The organism is Leptospira sp. GIMC2001, assembly GCF_028462125.1.
Lineage (GTDB): Bacteria > Spirochaetota > Leptospiria > Leptospirales > Leptospiraceae.
The window spans coordinates 3430599-3448724 of record NZ_CP115468.1; the positions used below are offsets into that span (position 1 = coordinate 3430599).

Annotated in this window: 14 protein-coding genes; 5 read left to right on the forward strand and 9 right to left on the reverse strand. The window is 36.1% G+C overall.

Annotation, left to right across the window (positions count from 1 at the left end; genetic code table 11):
* Positions 1-27 precede the first annotated feature (27 nt).
* The 3 genes from O4O04_RS17270 to yihA are packed head-to-tail and all read left to right on the forward strand — an operon-like array spanning position 28 to position 3800.
* Positions 28-1920, forward strand: coding sequence for a GAF domain-containing SpoIIE family protein phosphatase (locus tag O4O04_RS17270; protein ID WP_272533021.1), 1893 nt, complete (start codon positions 28-30; stop codon positions 1918-1920).
* On the forward strand, positions 1904-3190 hold the full coding sequence (gene tilS / locus O4O04_RS17275; protein WP_272533022.1) for a tRNA lysidine(34) synthetase TilS: 1287 nt from the start codon (positions 1904-1906) through the stop codon (positions 3188-3190). The genes O4O04_RS17270 and tilS overlap by 17 nt, the downstream gene beginning before the upstream one ends.
* Positions 3191-3200: 10 nt before the next feature.
* The gene (gene yihA, locus O4O04_RS17280; protein WP_272533023.1) at positions 3201-3800 is read left to right on the forward strand and encodes a ribosome biogenesis GTP-binding protein YihA/YsxC; all 600 of its coding nucleotides are present in this window, start codon (positions 3201-3203) and stop codon (positions 3798-3800) included.
* On the opposite strand, the gene O4O04_RS17285 is transcribed toward yihA, so the two are convergent.
* From O4O04_RS17285 to O4O04_RS17305, 5 genes are all read right to left on the reverse strand, one after another.
* Entirely contained in the window at positions 3780-4559 is a 780-nt protein-coding gene (locus tag O4O04_RS17285; protein WP_272533025.1) for a hypothetical protein, read from the reverse strand. The genes yihA and O4O04_RS17285 overlap by 21 nt on opposite strands.
* Before the next feature lie 162 nt (positions 4560-4721).
* Entirely contained in the window at positions 4722-5447 is a 726-nt protein-coding gene (locus O4O04_RS17290) for an Lcl domain-containing protein (protein ID WP_272533027.1), read from the reverse strand.
* 14 nt (positions 5448-5461) lie between these two features.
* On the reverse strand, positions 5462-6931 hold the full coding sequence (gene omp85 / locus O4O04_RS17295; protein WP_272536139.1) for an Omp85 family outer membrane protein: 1470 nt from the start codon (positions 6929-6931) through the stop codon (positions 5462-5464).
* Between the two features lie 114 nt (positions 6932-7045).
* The gene (locus O4O04_RS17300; protein ID WP_272533029.1) at positions 7046-7549 is read right to left on the reverse strand and encodes an acyl-CoA carboxylase biotin carboxyl carrier protein subunit; all 504 of its coding nucleotides are present in this window, start codon (positions 7547-7549) and stop codon (positions 7046-7048) included.
* A complete protein-coding gene (locus O4O04_RS17305) occupies positions 7533-9005 on the reverse strand; it encodes an acetyl-CoA carboxylase biotin carboxylase subunit (RefSeq protein ID WP_272533031.1) in 1473 nt (490 codons plus the stop codon). Before O4O04_RS17305 ends, O4O04_RS17300 begins: the two co-directional genes overlap by 17 nt.
* A gap of 37 nt (positions 9006-9042) precedes the next feature.
* Here O4O04_RS17305 and O4O04_RS17310 point away from each other — a divergent pair, with 37 nt between their 5' ends.
* Positions 9043-10575: a hypothetical protein gene (locus O4O04_RS17310; RefSeq protein ID WP_272533033.1), complete on the forward strand. Its 1533-nt coding sequence runs from the start codon at positions 9043-9045 to the stop codon at positions 10573-10575.
* 72 nt (positions 10576-10647) lie between these two features.
* On the opposite strand, the gene lenA is transcribed toward O4O04_RS17310, so the two are convergent.
* Both lenA and O4O04_RS17320 read right to left on the reverse strand, forming a co-directional pair.
* Positions 10648-11400, reverse strand: a complete 753-nt coding sequence (gene lenA, locus O4O04_RS17315; RefSeq protein WP_272533035.1) for a lipoprotein LenA — start codon at positions 11398-11400, stop codon at positions 10648-10650.
* Positions 11401-11519: 119 nt separating this feature from the next.
* Positions 11520-13127: a mechanosensitive ion channel family protein gene (locus O4O04_RS17320; protein ID WP_272533036.1), complete on the reverse strand. Its 1608-nt coding sequence runs from the start codon at positions 13125-13127 to the stop codon at positions 11520-11522.
* A 90-nt stretch (positions 13128-13217) separates the two neighbouring features.
* On the opposite strand from O4O04_RS17320, the gene O4O04_RS17325 reads away from it, so the two are divergent.
* Positions 13218-15176, forward strand: a complete 1959-nt coding sequence (locus tag O4O04_RS17325; protein WP_272533037.1) for an LTA synthase family protein — start codon at positions 13218-13220, stop codon at positions 15174-15176.
* 60 nt (positions 15177-15236) lie between these two features.
* Here the strand turns inward: O4O04_RS17325 and O4O04_RS17330 are convergent, their stop codons facing one another.
* Positions 15237-17405, reverse strand: coding sequence for a cyclic nucleotide-binding domain-containing protein (locus tag O4O04_RS17330; protein ID WP_272533038.1), 2169 nt, complete (start codon positions 17403-17405; stop codon positions 15237-15239).
* A gap of 102 nt (positions 17406-17507) precedes the next feature.
* Positions 17508-18125, reverse strand: a complete 618-nt coding sequence (locus O4O04_RS17335) for a hypothetical protein (protein ID WP_272533039.1) — start codon at positions 18123-18125, stop codon at positions 17508-17510.
* Position 18126: the final 1 nt, after the last annotated feature.

The window sequence follows — 18126 nt, forward strand, 5'->3', positions numbered from 1 at the left end:
TGCTTTCCATCTGAGGTTTGTAGAAAGATGTTGACCGAATCCAAAATCTGCGTGCTATGCGGAGAAGAGAAAACTCCCGAGGGAGAAACCAAGAAAGCTCGCTTCTACTGCATGAGTTGTGGCAAAGAATGGATCTTAGAGAAGAGAAGATCAACTCGATTTGGCAATTTTCTACTTGGTCTACAGCAAGAGCAGAAAATCTCGCTACTTTTAGATTCCCTCGCCCTTTTTAACTCTACTCTAAAAATGCAAGATCTAGTAACTTCCTATTCTAGCTTCATCCATCAACGACTGGGTGAGAGAAATGTAGCAATATTGCTTATCGATACTGATCGTGCCAAAATTCGATTGGCTGGATATAAATCCAAAAAAACTCCCCTAGAGAGATTGGTTCACAAAATACATCTGGATTACGATGTAAGTTACGGCATACTCATTCGAAGCATGACGGAAGCAAAATCGTTCTACTATGAAATGAATTCAGAGAAACATCCATTCTATAAATACTATTCAGATCTTACAGGCACCAAATCTCAGTTAGTTGTTCCTATCATATATGGCAATCATCCAATCGGCTTAGTTACAATGGACTATTCTCATGACGATGGATCAAAATTAAGAGATGAACAAGAAATTATGGAACTTCTCACTGGACAGTTCGCTGTAGCTTTACGAAATGCAATGCTGTATGATAGATCTAAATCACAAAGTACTCATTTTCAGAATCTGCATCTTTCTGCGCTCACATTAAGTAAATTGTATTTGGATAACCATGATGAAATGATGAGAATGATTCTACTTACTGCATCAGGATTTCTCGATACCACTAAAAATATTTTGTATGAGAATGATTTTGATGTATCCCATGTGAGAATTTATGAATTGAACCGCAGTGCGGGAAGCCCTGGTATGAATACATCCATCCGTGAGATTCCGCGAGAAAAAGTTGACGATATACTAAAAATCAAGGAACCAATCAGGCAAGGACAAGATTTCTATTTGCCATTTACTTTGGAAGACGGAACGGAATTTTATTTCCATCTATCAAGAGAAGATTCGAATTTCTCGATGGATGATTTTGAAGTTTTGAATGCTTATGTAGCACTTGCTAAAATAACGATCGATAATACAAGACTCTATCGCTCAATGAGTGACCAGAAAAAAATAGAAAGAGAGATTGAAATTGCACGTGAAATACAATTGAATCTTCTCCCAAGAAATACTCCGAACTTTCCAGGTTATGAATTTGGTGGATTTATGGAAGCGGCAAGAGGAGTCGGCGGTGACTACTATGACTTTATCACCTCACCAGACAATAGTGAAGTCGTGATCTGTATCGGTGATGTAAGTGGAAAAGGAGTCGGAGCAGGAATGGTAATGGCAACTGTTCGTACGATTCTTCATAGTCTAGTTCGCAAGAAACCATCTCCAGATGAAATATTAACAAATATTAATACATACTTATATTATAATTATAGGGATTCACCTACCCCTAGATTCATGACAATGACAATCATTTCCTGGGATCCAGAAACTGGAATCTTCCACTATTCTGGAGCCGGTCATGGTTCAATACTAGTTCATAGAAACAAAACCAATACTCTGGAATTTATAGAGACCAAAGGTATAATATTGGGTATTCAACCCGATATCCAAAGCTTTCAAAACAATGGAGAAATCCTATTGAATCCTGGAGATACCATGCTTTTGATCACTGATGGAGTCACTGAATCTATGAATGAAAAAGGCGAATCATTCGAAGATGAGAGAGTCTATGCTTCTTTCATTAAGAATATAAATCTAGATTGTAAATCTATACTAACTGAAATTTACAAAGAACTAAAACAATTTGCTGGAACAAAAGAACAACATGATGATATCACGATGATATCTATTAAAAGGTATGGCTCTAATCAATAGAGAAATTTATAATAATCTCACGAATAGACTATCGCCATATCATGAAATACTAAAATCTGGTTCTGCGATCGTTGCATTTTCGGGTGGCAGGGATTCAAGTATTCTCTTGGATTACTACATCCATCTATATCAAATCGGTTTTTGCAAGCCTCCCATAATCTATCATCTAGATCACCAAATTAGAGATAATCTCAAGCAAGAACTAGAAATAAAAAATTTCCTCGAATCAATCACCAAAATACATCCAAATATCAGGATTTTTTGTTATTCAAAAAAAATCCCGAGAATTGCAAAGAAAATTAAAAAAAGTTTGGAAGAAACTGGAAGACTCATACGTTATCGAGATCTCAATCGAATCGCGAATAAACATCGAGGATATATAGCAACTGGACATCATAACAAAGATTATATGGAATCGGTTTTGATTCACTGGATTCGAGGAGGAGGCAAAAAGTCTCTAGACACAATGCCTATATGGGACGGAAGAAATTTTCGCCCACTTATGAAAATTCAAGATTCAGAATGGAAATCTATCGACGAATCAATCCATAACAAATTATCTAACCTCAAAATCTGGGAAGATGAGAGCAATAGCGATACTACTTATTTAAGAAATCGAATTCGCTCCCATGTGATTCAATTTCTGGAGAATGAAGATTTCAATTTTAATAAATTTTTTTGCAATTTTCATGAAGACTACCAATCGAAAAAAAAAGAAAATTCTAATAATTTGCAATTTCTAAAAATTCCCAAGCAAACTTTGGATTCATTGACTTCAATTCTTGATTGGAAAATTCTATTGGATTTGCATCTGCGTCTTCTCCATTGTCACCCCGCAAAAAAATCATCTATTGAGCAGACTTTTCTCTATATCCAGGAACAAAAAAATTGCCAATTGCAAACTAATGAGTTCATTCTGTCCAGTGTCAATTCAGGTGATCTATACATCATTCCTACTAGATCGAAAGTATTGGAATCTCCAAGATACCAAATCATTGACGGGGAGTTGATTGTAAATTGGAATGGAATTCAGAAGAGAATTGAAACTAAATCCCCTTATAGCGAGAACTTCTCAATTTCTGGTGTTAATCCTGGAGAGAAGATCTTTCTCGATGGCATGAATAAGGAAATAGCGGAGATATATCGTGCTCTTGGAATTCCAAAACAAGTAAGGCCATTCCTTCCGATTCTAAGAAACCAGGGCATACCCATTCAGTTTCTATTTGATTTATTTGAAAATTCAAGAAAGAATCAACCCAAAATTGTATAAGGCAGAAATATTGCAAACCATAGAACAAGAATTTTTAAAAGTATTACAGAAGGCCTTTTACTTTAAATCGTATGCTGATGTTAGTTTATGGAAGAAAGATTCTAACACTCCTGAGATAGCTTTCATAGGTAGATCCAATTCCGGTAAATCAACATTGATCAATTCAATATTAGTAAAAAAGGGATTAGCTAAAACTTCTAGGACTCCTGGTAAAACTAAATTGATCAATGTATTTGCAATAGCGAATCAATTTTGTTTGGTCGATCTACCAGGGTTTGGATACTCAAAAACATCGCATAAAGAACACAAGGAGATGATGAAGCTATTGGAAAGTTACCTCAATCAATCTGATCAACTTCGGCATTTATTTCTTCTTCTTGATGCTAGGCGTGAGATTCCAGAAGAAGAAGTGATAATGCTAGAAACTGCTAAGAAGAAAGGGATCAACTATACATTGATTCGAACAAAAGCGGATAAGTTAAACCAAAAAGAGAAAATTCAATCAGTCAAAGACACAGAAAAACATACGAGAAATTATATGTATGTATCATCTTTGACTGGAAATGGAATCGTTGAATTGAGAGAAATACTAAGACTGAGCGTCCAATAGGCTTCCAGGCTTATAACCATTAGAAACACCGATCCGAAAAGCTGACTCAATATTATCTCTTTGAGATTGAATCAGAAGTTGAAAATTCTTTTTAGTATCTTCTTCCATTTTAAGTAGTCGAACTTCTTCTTCCAATCTTCTTCTTTCTCGAATCAAGTTTTCTTTACGATGACTAGATACTTGAACATCGCCATTAGATTCTTTAGAGGATTGAGATTCAGTTGATCCAGAACTCCGATAGCTATCGTTCACGGAATTGCTTAGATTCATCGCATAATTTGAATTATTTGAAAATTTTGGAAGACTTTCTGCTTCTAAGGAAATAATTTCTGTATCCAGTTGTTTCAATCGTGATTCCAAAGAATCTCTTCTTGATATAAGATTCCATTCCTTTATATCTTTTTTGGAATCGGATTCATTTTTTGTTTTTTCGGAAAGGTCGGATTCTTCTTTCTTCTCAGCTTTATTAATATTAGGCTTTTGATTTTTGTAAGGTTCGAATAGAGAATCGGAATTGGATTTTTCTGGCTTTGATCTGGTTGTTGCAGAAGTCTCTCCACTCACAGCAACGAGTTTGCCATTTTCCTTCATCTCCATATCGATTTTCACACGTATCTCTGTGATATCGGAATTGTCTCGGAAGGCTTGGTTTTTAAATTCCTGTACATGCCCAAGCTCATGAGAAACTACATGAAGAATTGAGAAATTCTCAGGTGCGCTTTCTAATTTACCGTGTCCTATGTATCCAATGGAACTCATTTTTCTTACCTATAGTACAATTCGGACGGTTATGAGAATGGATTAGTTTTTTTTGGAAGGAATTAATAAAAAATTTAAAAATTCATCGAAATAAAAAAAAGCCGGACAAAGCCGGCTTTTTTTGTTAGATTATGTCCCAACAAATTGGGATATTAACTTCTTTTAAGGATTCGAAACTGGCACAGATGGGCGTACACATCGTACGTAATTTCTATCCACTTTTACGATCGCTTTTTCTTCTCCTAGACCAGATCTATCGAAATCAACAGCGACTGCCGTTTCTCCCGTAAGATCATCGAGTCTAGACCAAGATGACCAATACAATGCTTCTTGTGTATCTGGGAAAAGTGCAAGCATTGCCGTTCTTCCACCAAATGTTAACCTTTGTAATTCATAAGGATTTGGAACTCTATATCCTGGAAAACCAGAAGCATTGTTCAAACTTTTACAATACTCATAAGCTTCACTGGTTCCATTAACCTGAATACCTGGATTGATCGATCCATTCGGAATTAGCTCTGGTGGGGCACTTAGCGCATTACAAGCGTAAGTATTACTATTACAATACGCTAGTTGTGCTGCTCCCCATTTGGTTGCATCAACAGCTGTAAATAAACTTGGAGATTGCTTGCCGCGACAATCATTCTCAGCCGATCTATAAACTTGACCGGCTGAACATTTTTGCCAGATTAAGTTAGCTGGTTTGTCAAGAACGGTTCCATCTTGCAAATCGGTAAACCCTGTGTTGAGTAGCAATCCAGTTAGTACTGTAGAAAATTCCTCATCTCCTAATCCAAATGTATCTGTCTCTGGTTCTGCTTTGCAGCCAACCACAATCAGAACTGATACGCAGAGGAGGATAGTGTATAATTTTTTTAGTTTTTTCATATCTGCATTCCTCCTTAGAATATATGATTGAAGTTTACAAACAATTGACGGTCTTCATCCGAAATACCATAATCAAAATAGATAATGGTCGCTTGGTTCCAAGGAATTCGAAATCCCAAACCTCTTGAATGTTTGTATCCTTTTAAGTTCATGAATCTTGTTTCGTCCCAAACTCTTCCCACATCATAGAATGGAACCAACTGGAAGTCAAAATGCTGTCCCCAGATGTCAATAGATGCAAATTTCCATCGCAATTCTATGTTAGCATAAGCCATTGCAGGACCAAGGAATCGGTCTTGCTTGAATCCACGAAGAGTTGTTCTTCCACCAAGACCTGCTTGGTTGGTTTCTGTTCCCCAGAAATTCGTATATTCAAAAAATGGAACATTACCATTTGATTGAATCACGGAAGCCCGACCTGCAAGCACTAGTTTTTCAAAAGTCTTTCTAAATGGAGAATAGAAAAATCTCGCTTGAGCATGATTACGATTGAAGTCATAATCAGATCCGATAGCTTTTACAGACTTTTCATGAGTTGCTTCTAGGAACAAACCTCTGTTAGGGTCAGGTTCAAAATCTCTCGTATCGTAAACAATTCCTGCTCTCAGAGTATTGATGTATCCACCATTCAATCCAATGATTTTGCCAGATTCAGCTTGCTCCGTAACCAATGTCCGTCCATTTGGGGTTGGGATATCAACGTTTACAAAATTGAAATCTGTATCACCGAAGAAAGCGTCTTTCGATTTAAAAACTTGTCCATCGTATGTTCGGATGATTTGTCGCGAAAGTCTTGTTCCACCAACCAATCGTACAGTTCCGCCAAAGAAAGAACGCTCACCAGAAAGTTGGATGTTCGGGTTTTCGTTGTCGTAACGATTTCGCATTCTATCTGTTACGTAAGGAGCTTCTCCAGCATTCCCTGCTCTACGGTAAGAATTAGCCTCTTCATAATCAGAAAAAGTTGCATTCCGAATCAATGGTTGTCTTGGATCATTACGATCCCTATAACTTAAAGGTCTGAGCGATTCTTCACCAATTCCAAAGAATAAAAGGTTTGGGTTTCGTCCATATATAAGATCTAATCTCAATCTCCATTCTGTATCAAAAATGTATGGAGCGTCTACACTGAACCAGTGGTATGGAGCGTTACGTGTTGTGTTAAAATACTGAGCGAACACTCTGTATCTATAAGGAGTATACTCAAAGAAAGGATCTTCCCTAGTTCCATTTTCAAAATATAGAACCCGAGCTCCATAACCAACTCCAACGTTGGGGTCAGAGTTTATAAGAGGTAGACCAGTAAAATATCCGCCCTGCTTCTTATTATTGAAGTCGCGTTCACTGAGTCGTTTTTCTTTCTTTATTTCGAATGGAAGATCCGCTCTAGGTGCTCTTTTGTCTTCATCATCATCGTCTGGCGTAGGTTGCGCAAACAACGGAAGTGAGAGTAAAAACACCACAAGCAAGACCAACTTTGTCAGAGTGGAGAATCTAAATTTCATGGAATACCTTATCGAAAGTTTTTATATAGAATTAGCAGTATTACCCTACGGATGGGCATTTTTCTGTCAATTTTTAAAAAAAAAATTTCAATACTATGTCAAAGGTTCCAACAAGATGATAATCTCGTCTTGTCCGACCAAATCGCCTTCCTTTTTTAGAACATTAAGGATCTTGCCATCGAAGCCAGCTTTTAGCTGATTTTCCATTTTCATAGCTTCTAGAATGCCCAAGACATCCGATTTCAGAAAACTATCACCGGCTTTTTTGAACAATTTGATCAATTTACCAGGCATTGGACTTCGTATCTCATTGGAGATGAGTTCTGAATCTCCAAGAGTGACATCCTCAATCTTCGCGATAAATGTTTTTCCTTGATGATGAAGATACATTTTGTCCTTTTTTCGAAGGAAGTACCCTTTTGTTCCTGCCTCGTCTTCGAATTCAACAATTGGACCTGGAAGTATATAATCTTTTTCACATATTTCATTTAAATAATAATCTGAAATGATTCCTTTTGGATTACGCACTCTTATTTGAGTTGAATTGATCGGATAGACAGTATAAAAATCTTCTTTGTTGTCAAACTTGAAGCGCATGTGAAACAGCCTCCCATACTGAATTGGACTTGATTGACTCACTCATTAAATCTGCCATAACTCCAATCGCCCGCATTCGTGACGATTCATCAGTATTCACCAACGAATCTTTACCGTTCAAAAAATGAGTAGATACTTTCCCTATAATAAAATCCTCTTCATTCAATATATTAATCAAAAAACCAATATTTGTTACTGGACCAAAAATCACGAGCGACTCTAGAGCATTCAATAATTTCAATCTACACTTCTCTCTAGTATCTGCATGCGCTATTAGCTTACCTATCATTGGATCATAAAAAATTGATACATCGGAACCTGATGTAACTCCAGTATCAAAACGAATTCCCGCTTTCATTGGAACTTTCATCCATTCAATCTTACCAATCGACGGCAGAAACCCATTCTGTGGATCTTCGGCATAGATTCTAACTTCCATTGAATGTCCGTTTTGCGGAACTGATCCTTGCTCAAGTAATGGCTCTGGAATTGATTCACCTTCAGCAATTCTTATTTGCAATTCAACTAGATCGAGTCCTGTGACCATTTCTGTAACAGGATGCTCTACTTGAAGCCTTGTATTCATTTCAAGGAAATAGAATTCACCCTTATCACCTAATATAAATTCTACTGTCCCGGCACCCATATATCCGATGGATGATCCAGCCAAAATCGCAGTTTCTGCCATTGCATCCTTTAAATCTTTTGGATAATTAGGAGCAGGTGTTTCTTCTACAACCTTTTGATGTCGCCTTTGGATCGAACAATCTCTTTCATGAAAATGTACAACATGTCCGAACCTATCTCCAAATATCTGGAATTCAACATGCCTTGGATTAGAAATATATTTCTCGATAAATACTATGCCATTGCCGAAAGCTTTCTCAGCTTCTCTGACGGCAGATTCAAATGCAGGTTGAAAATCTTCTTCTTTCTCAACCATGCGCATACCCTTACCACCGCCACCTGCTGTAGCCTTAATCATTATTGGGAAGCCAATTTTCTTCGCTTCCACTAAATAGACTTGAACATCAATCGAATCCGAAGAAAAGCCTGGTACAACAGGAACTCCCGCCTTAGCCATAACCTCTCGAGATCTTATTTTATCACCCATCAAATCTATCGATTCTGGGCTAGGCCCCAAAAATATTATCCCATTCTCGCTCAATTTCTTCGCAAAACTAGCGTTCTCCGACAAAAATCCATATCCTGGATGAACTGCCGTAGCTCCAGATTTTTTGCAGATTTCTATTATCTTTTCTTGATTCAAATAGGATAAATGAGGTTCGGATTCACCCAAAAGAAAAGATTCGTCAGCTGATTCAACAAATGGAGATGATTGATCAGCATTCGAATAAACAGCTACAGTTGCAATTCCGAGCCTGTTGCAAGTTCTCTGAATTCTTAAGCTTATCTCGCCTCGATTCGCAATTAATAGTTTAGTTATTTTAGGCATAAGGTTAGTATGATCTATGAGAAAGATTGGAAATTTTTTGTCAAAAGGTTTTCTAAGAATTCCTTTTTCGATCTTATTGTATTTATTTTCATTTCTTGGTTTTGCTCATAGCTTATATAGAGTCGAAAGATGGCAGTTGGTTTTGGGCAATGCAGACCTTTTGTATTCTTATGATTTTTTACTCTTTCTCTATGAGGGTGGGCAACTCTCTAATTGGACTTTCCCACCTGCTATTTATTTGATTCCAGATCTATTCATCTCTTTTATTGCATTTTTTCTTCTCAAATTATTGGAAGTATGCTTTTCTTGGACATTTCGAACGGATATTCATTTCATTTTTACAATCTTCATTCACCAAATATTGCTAGTCTGGATGCTCATCAAGATTTTCGAACAAAATATTCAAAAAAAGAAAATCAATAGATTTAATGAAGTTTTACTTTCAAAAATGTTTCTCGTCTTTGCAATTTTAAATATTATAAATCTAATCACAGATCGATTTCTGGATCTAACTTTATTAACAAATCACTCTGGTTCTCTTCTACTATTCTGTGTGATCTACTATTGCTTTCTCAGAAATTATTGGTCAATTGGACTGATCTGTAATTTTCTGGCAGCGATTTCTGACAGCTTCGTTCCATCCGTTCTCATTGTTTTTTATTTTTTTGCAGTATTTCAATATCCACTCAAAAGAAAATTGATCATCGCGTTTACATCCATGAGTGTATTGGGAATATTATTCATCCATTGCCTTCAATGGATTGGTTGGATACATCTTGGACAACAGTATTATCTTAAATTTCTTTCAGATATCGATTATGCAAAATTTTGGGATTCAATTTCCATTGATTCTCTAACTTCAAGTGATTCGCGATGGCTGAGAACTATAATGTTGTGGAAATATCAATTCTTTCAAAATATCGGTTGGAATATTTTTATATTTTTTTGTTATCTTTATTCATACTCGCTTCAGAAAAAACGAACCAATTCTTCGATTGGAATTCGATTAACAAAATTTGGTTTAGAAAAATATCGGATTCAGAACTCATCAATTTTGCTTGATTTCAAAATGATCGGTATCATTAACCTGTGCGTGGCTCTGATCTATTCTTGTTTTAGCTTATTTCTACCACTTCGATATCTTCCGATTTTTACTTTTCTTCCATTTATCCTTTTATTAAATGTCTTTCGATGGAAAATTCTATCCATTTTATGGTTCGGTTTATTGTTTTATTCTGTATTTATCAATTATTTATTATCTAGCAAGGAATATGTGGACTTCAAAAAACCAATAAAATCACAAACCATTCTCGAAGAAACAATTGATTTCTATCCTGACTATAAAATTACTGCAAACTATTGGCAAGCAAGGCCGCTTAGGTTTTATTCAGCAAAAATAAATCAGCTGGGAATAACCGCCATCCGTAAAGATGGTACTGTGCTCAATTGGATTGATAGAATCAGAGAAGATAAAAGATATGTATTGGATCTTAAAGTCATAGATTCCATTTCTGCAATAGAAAATGAATCTTTCTTACGAGCACAATGGATTGTCTTGATTCAAGAATAGCAGATCCTCGACTTATTGTTAGTCGAGGATTGCAAAATATAGATTATTTCTAATGATAATCTACGATTGATTTTATTGATTTTGGTTTTGGTTCCAGTACATACTAGCTTCAAATCTTTGCTTGAGTGCTCGAACGTCATCAAAAAACAAATCTTCTTTTTCTTCAGCTTTTTCGAGACTTGCTAGTATACTCTTTTTTAACTTTTCAGCCTCTTCGGGAGCTATGTCTTTCAACTTAATATAATCTGTGGATGCCTGTCTTAACAATTTTGTTGTCTCACCTAACAGAGGATCGTTATTCACATATTCAGGAGATGCAGTGATCCATACATTGTATAAATCTTCCAATTTCAATGAATCAGGTTGTAAAATGGTTTCTTTACAATCAACTTTGGAGAACTCACCGATTGTTTCTTTCATTAAGCAATAAGACCCTCGGGACACTTTGCCTTTGGTTCCTGCAGTAAAAGTTGGTTTTAGAAATGCATCCAAACCTGGCGCTGATACAAAGAAAATTCCTTCTGCGAATCCTGACGCTGCTGCATAACCTTCTTTTTGATCAACGGTTTTCACTTTTAAGTAATCTACTGATTTTTTCGTTTTTCCTTCTTCTACTTCAATAGTCTCAGCACCTAGAGCTGTAACCTCTTCGAATCCATAGACCAAGGCAACTTGATCTTCTTTTTTCGTTGTTCCTGGAGTTTTATAAATCCATTGCGTATACGAAGCATAACGAACACCTTGTATCTGTTCTGGTAAAGACTCAGAAGGTTTGCATATAACAAGTAAAGCTAACATTAAGCTCGTAATAACTATTTTATTCATATATTCCAAATTTCTCATTTTAGTTCATCAACTCCATTAATTCATTTTTATTAGTACTTAGATCTGTTTAATTCCAGAAATCTTTGTTTTACAATTTTTATTATCCTAACTTAAAAATATCAATCAATTTTTTTCCAAGAATCTGGAATCGATTCGATATGCAGAGTCTGCGTAGGAAAAGCAAATTCGACTCCAATTTCACTTGCCAATATTTTTATCTTCATCAATATATCTTCTCTATTTTGAAGCTCTTCTTTCCAAATTGAGACTTCGAAGAAAAAATAAACCATGATGACTAAACTGTCAGCACCGAAGTCATTGAAATACACATGAACATTCTCTTTCCATGTGGTTGGATTATTCCCAATTATCGTTTTAATACCATCAACAAATTCTTGGATTTTTGCTGGAGGAGTATCATAAGTTAATCCCAATTTGGTGAAAAGCCTACGATACTGCCTTCTTCCCATATTGTCAATTTTTGCATTCATCATTTCTGCATTTGGGATAGATACAACGGAATTGTAAAATGTTCGAATACGAGTAGATCTGAATCCTACTTCCTCGACTACGCCTTCGGATCCATTCACAACAATCCAATCGCCGACTTGAAAAGGTTTATCAAATAAAATCATTAGTGAACCAAAAAAATTAGCAACTCCGTCTTTTGCCGCCAAAGCAAAAGCCAAACCTCCAATTCCCAATCCAGCTAACACTCCCATGACGTTTACACCAAGGTTCTGGATTGCAACTAAAGTTCCAAAAATCACAACAAGTACTTTGAGTGATTTAGAGATTAGGGGTACCAATTGATCATCCAATGTTGATGCAGTTTTTGCTGCCAGAGATTTTAGATAGTCCGAAATGACTTCCATAAGTCCGTAAATTATCCAGACTACACCTATGCTCAATGTTAATTTGAGCATTGAATGAAAGAATCCCAATACATCTCCATGAAACCTTAGGATACGCAATGAAAGATACCAAACTAAAGTCGCAAGGAGTAATGTGAAAGGGCTTTTTATTTCTTCTACAATGCGATGATCCCAATAGGTTTTTCGATTCTTGAGAATTACAAATAATTTTTCTAATAGAAATTTTGCAATGGTTCGCAGCGTAAGACCAAGTAGGATAGAAATAGATAGACCTATCCATTGCCAGATAAAAATGTTTAGATATTTCTTTCTCATCCAAGGCCAGATATAATTTTCTATCCATGGCTCTTGATACAATGCTCCCCCTGTCTTGGGATTTATGTATGGAAGGTGTTTTACTTTATCATAGAATTCCATTGTCATATCAATGGTTTCCTTAGAAAAAAGATACTCCCCTTCTCTTTCGCCTTCGTTGATCCGAACGAGCGTGATTTCAGTATTCTCTATTCGCCACCTTTGAATTCGTTTGCCATCGATTTCAGATGTATCAGGATATTTTTCATAATCCAAAACAAATAGTCTGTCAAATACTTCCTTTAGAAGAATTGCAGTCTCCTGCCCTTTTTCTTTTCGTAGAATAAGAGGAACGTCGCTTAAATTTAAAGTTCTAACTGCATCATCAATTCTCAATTGCTTTTGGGAATCTTTCGTAAGAACACCGATTCGATAATCGTCCATTGCTTCCATGAATGATTGGATTGACTCTCTAGGAGAATCCGTCTTTACATGGTCAAGAATATTTTCCGAAAAAATCGGAGTAGCGAGCAATATAAATAAAACATATCTCCACATTTCGCTTCCATGAGACCTCATAGAAAATATATGTCAAACAAAGAATTGACTGATTGTGTGAATCTCAAGAAAAAGTAAAGAAGCAGATATATGAATCATCGATTAAAGTATTTTTTAGTTTTTTCATGTTTTTTTCTAATAGTATTTTCATTATTTCGATTTATTTTTTATTTCAACTACTCGTATCGTATTGAATCTCTTAACTATTGGGAACTTGTTCAAGCCTTCATCATTGGAATCCGATTTGATCTCTCAGTCCTTGCTATGACCCAAGGAATATTCTGGCTTCTATCAACTCTACAACCTCTCAATAGATTTCAATTCTATCAATTTATCTGGTCGTATTTACCGATCCCATTGTTTGCTTGGATCATTGGACATCTAATAGGAGATATTATATATTTTGAAAATGCTAATAAACATATTGGTTATGAAGCATTTGTATTTATTGGTCCAGATCTACTATTTATAATATTCTCATTATTGATTAATGATCCCATAATTTTTTCTGTGGCTGCCTTTTTCACACTGTCCTATCTCACCATTTCATTGAAATTGTATAGAAAGAAATGGCGAAGCGAATACCATTTTGAGTCTTGGTATAAAACTATATTACAAATAGCAGTTGTCATAGCAATAGCGGTCATACTCATTCGCGGCGGTGTCCAAGACAGTCCGCTTCGTTCAAGCGACTCAATAGTTGGAGATGATAACCTAATCAACAATATTGCCCTCAATGGTGTATTCACATCCATTATGGATATAAAGAGTCAAAAAATTCCAGCAAGCCTCAAAATGAATACCGACCAAGCTGCGCTCATAGTACGCAAAGAAATTGAATACAACGGCGCCGATTGGGTAAATCTTCCATCATATCCGATTCTTCGAAAAACTAAAGAAACCAATCCAAATGCACCACCGAATGTGGTAATCATTATGTTAGAAAGTTGGACTGGCAAATTTATTAATCCAATCTCAGACGGAATCGTGAATGGGAAAGAACTCACTCCATATTTTAATAAATTAGTTCGGGAAGGACATTTTTTCAAAAGATTCTTTGCTACAGGTGGACGAACTACGAATGGTATGCTATCCGTTCTTACGGGAATTCCTGATCGTCCTGGATTAACAGCTGTTAGAACGCATCAGATACTATCGAATTTTTCTTCCATAGGGAATATTACCAAAACCTTAGGTTATAAAACTATGTTTGTTACAGGAGATGATCTATCATTTGATAATGTAAAAAGCATAATGCCGAGATGGGGATTCGAAACCGTGTTGGGCAAAGAATTTATGGCAAGCACTGGCCGTTACAAAATTGGAGCATGGGGCTATGACGATCAGGATCTATTGGAAGTTCTAGAGAATGAAATCAAAAGCACTAAATCTGGGCAACCTTTCTTAGCTGTTGCTTTAACAATGTCAACGCACTACCCCTATAAAGTTCCCGATAAGAAATTTGAGATATTCAGCAATGATTATCAAGACTTTGACTATCTAAATACTTATCACTATGGAGATTGGGCGATTCATCATTTTATGGAGCGGATGCGCAAATTACCAACATTCGACAATACAATCTTTGTATTCGTAGGAGACCATACGCATCATCGATATTTAAATTATTATGAAGATAGGAATGTCCCTTGCTTAATCTATGCACCACAGCTCGTCAAACCAAAAATAGATGATCGGATTGCGGGACAGCTTGATTTGATTCCAACAATTCTTGGACTAGTTGGGAAGTCTGTGTATTTCTCAGCTATGGGTAGGGACCTTCTGAATCCGACTTCTAAGGTTGATTCCGCATATTTCGCTTATGGAAATACTTTTGGATGGATTGAGAACAATTTGTTTTATTATCAATTCTCAGATGGTCCTCAGAATCTCCAATTCACAGTGCTTCCTCCACATATCGATTCACCGATTTGCAAAATCAATCCAGTTGAATGCGAAATCCATAAAACTAAAGCGCGAGCCTTCTTCAATCTTGGAATGGATCTTCTAAATAATGATAAGATATTTCCAAAACTGGATGTAAAATAATTTATTCCTCAACATCCAATTGCAATCATTCAAGTTTTTTATTTTAAAATAGATTCTACCTCAATCGGAGCCATTGGCTTTCATCTTAGCAAGTTTCTTCAATTCACGACTGCGGCGAATCATGATTTCTCGAATACTAAAATGGAAGATCGGAGCTGATTCAACAATTTTTCTTATATCATCTTTACCAATCTTAAGGACAGTGCTAGTCTGTGTTGAGGTAACTGTTGCATTTCGAACAGCATCGTCGATTGAAGCATACTCTCCAAACATATCACCTGTTCTCAATTCTTTTACTTTTATATCATTATGCCGAACACTGAATTCACCAGAGATAACTATATAAAAATCTTGATCTTTGCTTCCCTGGGCGACTACTGTTTCTCCGGCAGGTATAAACAATCTTTTCGAATGTCTCGCTATTCTATCATTTACATTGTCATGGAATTCACTAAACGGAAGAAATTTTTCTATTTCTGATCTTGCTTTCCAAAGATGGCGCATTTCTTCCGTTCGATTCTCTGAAATAATAAATTCATGAAATAATTTCTCATCAATTGCACATAAAACAACTGGAGTTGAAGCAACAATCGAAGCTGACCTGACTTTATTCTCGTCTAACACAGCCATTTCGCCAACAAAGTCTCCTGCCTCTTTTCGCGCGCGTTCAGTTAACTTTTCGCCATCGTGATACATGACACTACAGCTTCCAGCAAGTAGGATATAAATTTGACCGTTGGATATTTCATTTTGTTTAAAAACAACATCTCCTGAGTTCGCTGTAACTATATGAAAATTATTCATTAGAGCCGATCCCCAATGATGAGACATCTTAGGAAAAGAATCATTGAGAATCTGCATGGTTTTTATCAGATATGAATCTTGATTTGCAGGAATTATGGTATATCGTTTACCCGCAACTGCATGGGAGAAAGTCGCATCAAACTCTGGTGGCAATTTTTCCAAATGCATAAATACAATTCGATCAGCTTTTGATCCAAGTGCATCTCTTGGATCACCATGGAGTATTCCTTTTCCTCCATCAGCAAAAAGTAAATCGAATTGATCCGTATACTTTGAACGCAAGATATCAAATTTTTCTTTCCGAACAATTCCTTTGTTCACCATATCATTGATATCTGGAAAAGATTTATTATCTCCGATAAAAACTATGCTATGAGATTTACCTCGCTCAGACATTCTAAAAGTCGCACCGATGGTTGGAATCGAATGCACTGTATAATGAGTCTCAATCGAGAGACCATAAAATTCCGTAATCCCATAAGGCTTTACTTCAACAAAGTCAAACATTTCGGATATGTCTTCTATTGGCATCAATGTCTGCAATGAAAGCTTCATCATCGCCATCCAAAATATTTCTTTGGTTGAGAGGAGCTTGATCTTATTCGAGAGTCTCAGAAGAGGAAAAATATTGCAATGATCATCATGGATATGTGTTAAATAGAGGGAACGAATTTCCGTATTTGACAAACCTCGTGCATTAAGAGCCTGCTTAAGATAAGGCGGACAATCGACTAGCATATGCTCAGCATTGTAGTGCAAAAGTATAGATGAACAAGGTTTATCTGCAATAAATCCTGAAGCTCCACCGAGAACTGTGGTACCGAAATGAATGGGAGTCATACTAACGAATTCATTGCGAAGATCGTAAGGAGGTTCCTGTGGTTCATTAAAACTAATGTCTATCTTCTCGTTATCAATAGAGAATCGATCAGTCCCAATATGTTCAATCACGATGCCATTGGAGAGTCTCGCTTTTCCTTTTTCAAAAGGTACAAAATCAATGAAATCATCGATAGTAAGTTCTTTTCCATTTTTATCTTTGATTGCCATTGCTCTGGATTCTCTGTGCAATTCTTCAAACCAGGGATTATCACCTAGATCTCGATATTCTTTCGGGGTTGGACCAAGCAAAGTCAGACGAAGTAGCTTACGATTGGCTTTGAGATGAAGCGGTGTTCCGATGATAGTTAATTTCTTGCCTTTAAAAAAATTACCATCAACAAACAAAAATGAATAAAGCGGGAATTCCGTACAATTTTGCAAAACATCGAATCGATATGGCGTATCCGGAAGAACAATGATATCAGGACTCGGAATTCCTTTGTTGATAAGATGTTTAATTACTTCAGGCGGACAACCAAATAGAATTGTACTTTCTTCCCTGATAACGACTGATACGCCGGGAGTGACAGAAATATTTTGCATGAGACTGATTCAAATCAATCTCTTTATACCATCAAGTTTTAAAATAACTGTATATGAATATTTTGTGATTATACAAAGAGAGCTCTAGTGCGAAATCTCATATCAGCTGGTAAAACAGGCCAAAGGTATCAACAATTCGAATTTAGTTTCATCTCTATCTGTGTCAAAAAGAATATAAGAAGGTGGCAAATTTGCATTCTTAAGCATGGAAAAGATCAACAGCAAACCAAGACCAGCCCCTTCTGCTTCATTATTTCCGCTTAAATGATCTTCAATACCAGAAATTTCTCTGCCTTGCAGAAATATTTTTTGTACAATACGAAATTCTTCTTCTGTCATCGTAACTGCGTTACTTACAGTTAATTTGAAAAATTCATTCTCTCGCTTCAATATCATATGAACTGGTTTGATGTTTTTGTCTAAAATATTCCCTTTGATCTTTCCATCATTAATTGCTCGTCGAAAGGCCTCAAGTCCCGCTTTATAGTCATTGATAATGCTATAACCATGATCGATAAAAAATCTTCTTTTCTGGGAAGCTTTGAATGCATTGAGTACAAATTCAATGATCGCTGTTTTCAATAACGAGAAAATAGGAACATCGCTCAAATTGATAGATAATTTCTCAATTATAGAATTCATGCTTCCAATATCTTGGATAGAAAAATGTATTATTTCACCCGATTGAATCCGCTCTTTTAAGTCTTTTTCAAGCTGCATA

What these genes read in the sequence shown, in the direction of transcription:
- O4O04_RS17270 (WP_272533021.1), top strand. Translation starts at nt 28, where the DNA reads ATGTTGACCGAATCCAAAATCTGCGTGCTATGCGGAGAAGAGAAAACT.
- tilS (WP_272533022.1), top strand. Translation starts at nt 1,904, where the DNA reads ATGGCTCTAATCAATAGAGAAATTTATAATAATCTCACGAATAGACTA.
- O4O04_RS17285 (WP_272533025.1), bottom strand. Translation starts at nt 4,559, where the DNA reads ATGAGTTCCATTGGATACATAGGACACGGTAAATTAGAAAGCGCACCT.
- O4O04_RS17290 (WP_272533027.1), bottom strand. Translation starts at nt 5,447, where the DNA reads ATGAAAAAACTAAAAAAATTATACACTATCCTCCTCTGCGTATCAGTT.
- O4O04_RS17300 (WP_272533029.1), bottom strand. Translation starts at nt 7,549, where the DNA reads ATGCGCTTCAAGTTTGACAACAAAGAAGATTTTTATACTGTCTATCCG.
- O4O04_RS17305 (WP_272533031.1), bottom strand. Translation starts at nt 9,005, where the DNA reads ATGCCTAAAATAACTAAACTATTAATTGCGAATCGAGGCGAGATAAGC.
- lenA (WP_272533035.1), bottom strand. Translation starts at nt 11,400, where the DNA reads ATGAATAAAATAGTTATTACGAGCTTAATGTTAGCTTTACTTGTTATA.
- O4O04_RS17320 (WP_272533036.1), bottom strand. Translation starts at nt 13,127, where the DNA reads ATGTGGAGATATGTTTTATTTATATTGCTCGCTACTCCGATTTTTTCG.
- O4O04_RS17325 (WP_272533037.1), top strand. Translation starts at nt 13,218, where the DNA reads ATGAATCATCGATTAAAGTATTTTTTAGTTTTTTCATGTTTTTTTCTA.
- O4O04_RS17330 (WP_272533038.1), bottom strand. Translation starts at nt 17,405, where the DNA reads ATGCAAAATATTTCTGTCACTCCCGGCGTATCAGTCGTTATCAGGGAA.
- O4O04_RS17335 (WP_272533039.1), bottom strand. Translation starts at nt 18,125, where the DNA reads ATGCAGCTTGAAAAAGACTTAAAAGAGCGGATTCAATCGGGTGAAATA.